Below are 5,484 nucleotides of genomic sequence, written 5' to 3'. Positions count from 1 at the left end.
GGTCCGGTCACCGTCACCCTCGACAGCGGCAAAACCATCACCATCGCCGCCGGTGCAAGCTCGGGCGTATTGGATGTGGCTGCTGGCAACGATGTCTACACTGGTGCTCCGTCCATCACCGAAACGATCAAATCGGCTTCCGGCGGCAACCTCGAAGCCATCGCTGTCGATAAGACCGGCGCGTCGACGGCCGTGGGCGATACCGTCGACAACACCACCGTCAGCATCACCGGCAGCACGTCCGTCACCGAAGGCCAGACCGCGACGTACACCGTCAGCCTGACCAACCCGGCGCAGACGGAAGTGACCATCAAGATCGTCTACAGCGGCACTGCGGCCGACGGTTCGGACTTCACCGGCGTCTACACCGTGAAGATCCCGGCCAACGCCACCAGCGCCACCTTCAACGTCGCGACGCTGGATGACAAGATCACCGAAGGCACCGAAAACTTCGTGGTCAAGATCGACTCGGCCACCGGGGGTAATTTCGAACACCTGGGCGTCAGCGGCACCAACGGCAGCGTCAGCACCTCGATCATCGACAACGATGCGCCGCCGGTACTCGACCTGGACGCCAACAACTCCAGCGGCAAGACCGGGGCCGACTACCAGGTGACCTTCACCGAAGGCACCACCGGCCCGGGTGTGTCCATCGCCGACACCGACCTGAAGATCACCGACCCGGACAGCACCATGCTGACCGGCGCGACCATCGTGCTGACCAACCGTCAGCCTGGCGATGCGCTGAACCTGGGCAACAGCGTCAACGGCATCAGCATCAACGCCAACAGCACCGACGGCAAGGTCGTGCTGACGCTGTCGGGCAATGCGACGCTGGCCGACTACATGCAGCAGATCAAGAACATCAGCTTCATCAACAACAGCGAAGATCCGAGCACCGTACCGCGCATCATCACCGTGACGGTGACCGACGGCACCAGCTACTCCAACACGGCCACCACCACCGTGAACGTGGTCGGGGTCAACGATGCACCGGTTGCCACCGGCGGCGCAGTGACCGGCACCGAAGACACTTCACTGGTGCTCGGCTGGTCGACGTTCGGGATCAGCGACGTGGACAGCCCGGCGACCAGCCTGGGAGTAAAAATCACCGGGCTGCCGAGCGACGGCAAGTTGCAGTACCTGGACGGTGCCACCTGGAAGGACGTGGCCAACAACCAGACCTTCACCAAGGCTGACATCGACGCCGGCAAGCTGCGCTTCACCCCGGACGCCAACGAATCCGGTGCCAACGGCAACCCGAGCGGCGTGGGCGATCAAAAAGCCGATTACGCACAGATCAGCTTCCAGCCAACCGACGGCCAGGCGCTGGGCAACACCGGCACGGTGAAGATCGACATCACGCCGGTCGCCGACGCACCGACCCTCAACGTGGCCGGCAACAACGTGACCTCCACCGGGCTGATCAAGGAAGTCTGGACCGGCCTGTCGGGCCTGGGCACCGACGGCAGCGGCGCGCCATCCGGCACGCTCAAGTCGGTGATCGATGCCGCTGGCACGCCGAACAGCAGCACCAACGTGACCAACGTGCAGTCCGACAGCAACGTGAACCCGGGCACCGCGTCGAAAACTTCCGGCCTGATCTTCCTCGAAGCCGGCAAGACCTACACCTTCAGCGGTACCGGCGATGACAGCCTGCTGGTCACCGTCGGCGGCAAGGACGTGGCCGCCATCACCTGGGGCGCAGGCGGTAAATTGAACGGCTCGTTCACACCGACCACCAGCGGCTACTACACCCTGGACATCTACCACCACAACCAGACCGGCCCGGGCAGCTACGACGTGAACCTGTCGGTCAACGGCGGCACGCCAGTGGACCTGAGCAGTGCCGGCGTGCCGCTCTACACCGGCGTGGCCGACCTGACGAACGCCGGCGTGACCGTCTCCGACCTGCACGGCACCAATGGCGAAGGTTATTACGACGGCTACAAGCTCAATGAAGGTGCCGAAGGCACCAGCGTGAACCTGTCCAAGATCACCACGGCCCTGACCGACACCGACGGTTCGGAAAGCCTCAGCGTGAAGATCGGCGGCATTCCGGAAGGCAGCGTGCTGAGCGACGGCGCGGGCCACACCGCGACCGTGGGCAGCAACGGCGAAGCCTCGGTCACCGGCTGGAACCTGGGCAGCCTGACCCTGACGCCACCGACCTACTACAACGGCCAGTTCAACCTGACCGTGACCTCGACCTCTACCGAAGCCCTCGGCGGCTCGGCGGTCAGCACCGCGCAGATCCCGGTCACGGTTTATCCGGCGGTGTACAACGCCGTGACAGCCACCTCCGGCAGCGACAACGTCACCGGCACGGACGGCAACGACATCGTCGTTGCCGACATCGGCGGCCTGACCGTGGTGCCGGGCGTCAATTACAACATTGCCTTCATGGTGGACAGCTCCGGCAGCATGAGTTCGTCGTCCGTCACTGCGGCCAAGAATTCGCTGACCTCAGTGTTCAACACGCTCAAGCAAAGCCTGGGTAGCAACTCAGGAACAGTGAACATTTTCCTGGCGGACTTCGATACCCAGGTGAACAAGAGCGTTGCGGTGAACCTCAATGATCCGAACGCATTGACGCTGCTCAAGAACGTACTTGACTCAATGGTTTCCGGTGGCAGCACCAACTACGAAGACGTCTTCAAGACGACGGCGAACTTCTTCAACAGCCCGCTGGCACAGGCCAATACCGACGCGAAGAACCTGACGTACTTCATTACCGACGGCCAGCCGAACCTTTATCAGGCAGGCGAACAGACGAACCCGACGCTGTACGGCACCGTCAAGCTCGATGACGTCTTGAGCGCGGCCAATTACACCGTCGGCAAGTACTACACCCAGACGATCGACAGCACGCACAAGTTCACCATCTATGAAGATGGGGAAATGTACCTGTCGACCAAAAACGGCAGGAACTGGAATGACAACTATGTCGGTACCGTGCATGCCGAGGGCAACGGAACCTTCGAGTTCTCCTACCTGAGCGACAGCGGTTCGGTGGCGACAGCTTCGAACGCCAGCTTCACGCTGTTGAAAGGCCTGAGCAACGTCGAGGCCATCGGCCTGAACAATGGCGTGACCCTGGACGATCTCAAGCCATACGACTCGGATGGAAAACCGCAGACCAACATCGACCCCAAAGACCTGGCCAACTCGATCATCGGCCACACCGAAGCGACCCTGCCAGGCGCCGACACGGTCAACGGGGGCGAAGGCAACGACATCCTGTTCGGCGACCTGGTGAGCTTCAACGGCGTTGCCGGCGAGGGCTACCAGGCCATCCAGGCGTTCGTGGCCCAGCAGAACGGCGTGGACGTCAGCAAGGTCACCACCAGCAACGTGCACCAGTACATCACCGAGCACTACACCGCGTTCGATGTGTCCGGTGCCCACGATGGCAATGACACCCTGCTGGGCGGCGCCGGCAACGACATCATTTTCGGCCAGGGCGGCAACGACACGCTCGACGGTGGCAAGGGCAATGACATCCTGCTGGGTGGCACGGGTAACGACACACTGATCGGCGGCCAGGGCAATGACACCCTGATCGGCGGCCTGGGGGGCGATACCTTTGTCTGGAAGGCAGGCGACACCGGCACCGACGTGATCAAGGACTTCAAGGCCGCCGATGGCGACCGGATCGACCTGCGGGACCTGTTGCAGGGCGAAACCGGCAGCACCATCGACCACTTCCTGAAGATCAGCACGGTCGATGGCGTGTCGTCGCTGCAGGTCAGTACCTCCGGCCAGTTCAATGGGGCCAACGGTGCCGCGGCGGCGCCGGACGTGACGATCAAGCTCGAAGGCAACAACTGGTCGAACGTGAATCTGAACTCGTTGATCGCCGGCAGTGACCCGACCATCAAGGTCGATCACAACAACAGCTGAACCTGACACAAAACCCGTGGCGCGGGAGCAAGCTCCCTCGCCACGGGATAAGTGTTCATACCCCCACAGTTGGCCTATGCTGCCCAGCATGACGCCGCTTCATACATGAGGGATGCCCGATGTTTTATGTGCAACGCGATGCGCAAGGCCTGCTGGTGCGCGTAGAAGCCGCCGCTTATGCCGAAGCCACCGAAACCCTGCCGGCCGACAGCCACGAGATCCAGGACTGGTTCGCCAACCAGGCGGTGGAAAACAGCCTCAAGCAGCTCAAGCAGAGCGACCTGGAAATGATCCGGGTACTCGATGACTTGATCCAGGTGCTGACCAGCAAAGGCGTGATCCGCGTCACCGACCTGCCAGCCGCGGCCCAGGCCAAACTGATGGACCGCACCCAGGCCCGGGAAGCCTTGGGCGGGTTGAGCCGGTTGATCGATGATGATGAGAAGGGGTTGATCTAGCCTGCCAACCGGGCTGACGCCATCGCGAGCAAGCTCGCTCCCACAGTTTATCGGTGTTGATTTCGATATTTCGGCTCGACACAGACCCCGTGTGGGAGCGAGCTTGCTCGCGATGACAATCTTCAATTCACCGCAGGCCTCTCAGCCCGCCGCTTGAACCTCCAGCCGATCCATCGCCCGCTCCACCAACAACTGCACCCCATCGGCCATCCGGCTGATCGCCAGGATCACGCTGCGGCGTGAGCCGTCGACGTCGTCAGCCAGGTCGGCGGCGATGGCGCTGATGGACAGCAGGTCTTCGGAGGCATTGGCCAGGAGGGTTTCAGTGTCGATATCCGGGGAGACCATGAAGAGCTGGGCGGTTGGGGTTTTTCCTGGGGCTTCATCGGTAGGTTTTGGATTGAGGTAGTAGTCGAGGGCGCGCTGGGCAGCTTCGTCGAGTGTGTTGGGACTGTGTGAAGTGTGTTTCGTTTCCGCTGTTGTCATTGGAGAACTCCTAAACGACTAGTAAGGAGCCTTTGCTACACAGCGAGTCCAAATGAGATCGCTGAATGGCATGGGCCGTTTCGCCCTAAACAGATATTTCGGACTTGCACGTCCGTGTCACCGTTTTTTCGGTGACAAACCCAGACTAGCCACGAGGCAGACGCCGGACAAGTTCACCAAATTCGCTACAATTCGAAGGAAATCTCCTAGGACCATACTTTTTGAGGGGGGTGTATATCCGTTTTTGCGGTAACGGCTACTGGCGGTCCCGCTCTTACAGCGGGTCACTTTTGGAAGAGCGCCAAAAGTAACCAAAAACGCTTTGCCCCACCACTCGGCACCTCGCCTAGGCTCGGTGTGCCCTCACTCCGGCATTGCTCCGTGGGCCGCCGCGAAGGGCCATCCATGGCCCAGCGCGGCTACCTCGGCATCCATGCCGAGGTGCCCACTGCGCAATGCCTGCGTTCGGCCAGCGTGGTTTAACGGGGCGCCCAAGATCAAAAGCCAAAGCAAGAGCAAGAGCAAGAGCAAGAGCAAGAGCAAGAGCGGGACACATCACGGCATTTATTTAGCTGATCCACCGCCATCGCGAGCAAGCTCGCTCCCACATAGGTTTTTGGTCGTTTACAAGATCAGT

3 protein-coding genes are annotated in these 5,484 nt (G+C 61.3%); 2 read left to right on the top strand and 1 reads right to left on the bottom strand.

Features of this window, described 5'->3' with window-relative positions:
* The coding region (locus BLQ55_RS30945) for an immunoglobulin-like domain-containing protein (RefSeq protein ID WP_143011818.1) at positions 1-3,903 on the top strand (3,903 nt) is incomplete at its 5' end.
* Between the two features lie 119 nt (positions 3,904-4,022).
* Complete coding sequence (locus BLQ55_RS30940) at positions 4,023-4,361, top strand: tryptophan synthase subunit beta (RefSeq protein ID WP_092205600.1); 339 nt, start codon at positions 4,023-4,025, stop codon at positions 4,359-4,361.
* Between the two features lie 141 nt (positions 4,362-4,502).
* On the opposite strand, the gene BLQ55_RS30935 is transcribed toward BLQ55_RS30940, so the two are convergent.
* Positions 4,503-4,847, bottom strand: a complete 345-nt coding sequence (locus BLQ55_RS30935) for a DUF6124 family protein (RefSeq protein WP_092259507.1) — start codon at positions 4,845-4,847, stop codon at positions 4,503-4,505.
* Positions 4,848-5,484: the final 637 nt, after the last annotated feature.

It is taken from the genome of Pseudomonas sp. NFACC13-1, from assembly GCF_900104425.1.
Taxonomy (GTDB): Bacteria; Pseudomonadota; Gammaproteobacteria; order Pseudomonadales; family Pseudomonadaceae; genus Aquipseudomonas; species Aquipseudomonas fluorescens_AA.
The sequence above is the reverse complement of the archived record's forward strand: the minus strand, read 5'-3'. Positions and strand labels throughout refer to the sequence as shown.

What these genes read in the sequence shown, in the direction of transcription:
- BLQ55_RS30940 (WP_092205600.1), top strand. Translation starts at nt 4,023, where the DNA reads ATGTTTTATGTGCAACGCGATGCGCAAGGCCTGCTGGTGCGCGTAGAA.
- BLQ55_RS30935 (WP_092259507.1), bottom strand. Translation starts at nt 4,847, where the DNA reads ATGACAACAGCGGAAACGAAACACACTTCACACAGTCCCAACACACTC.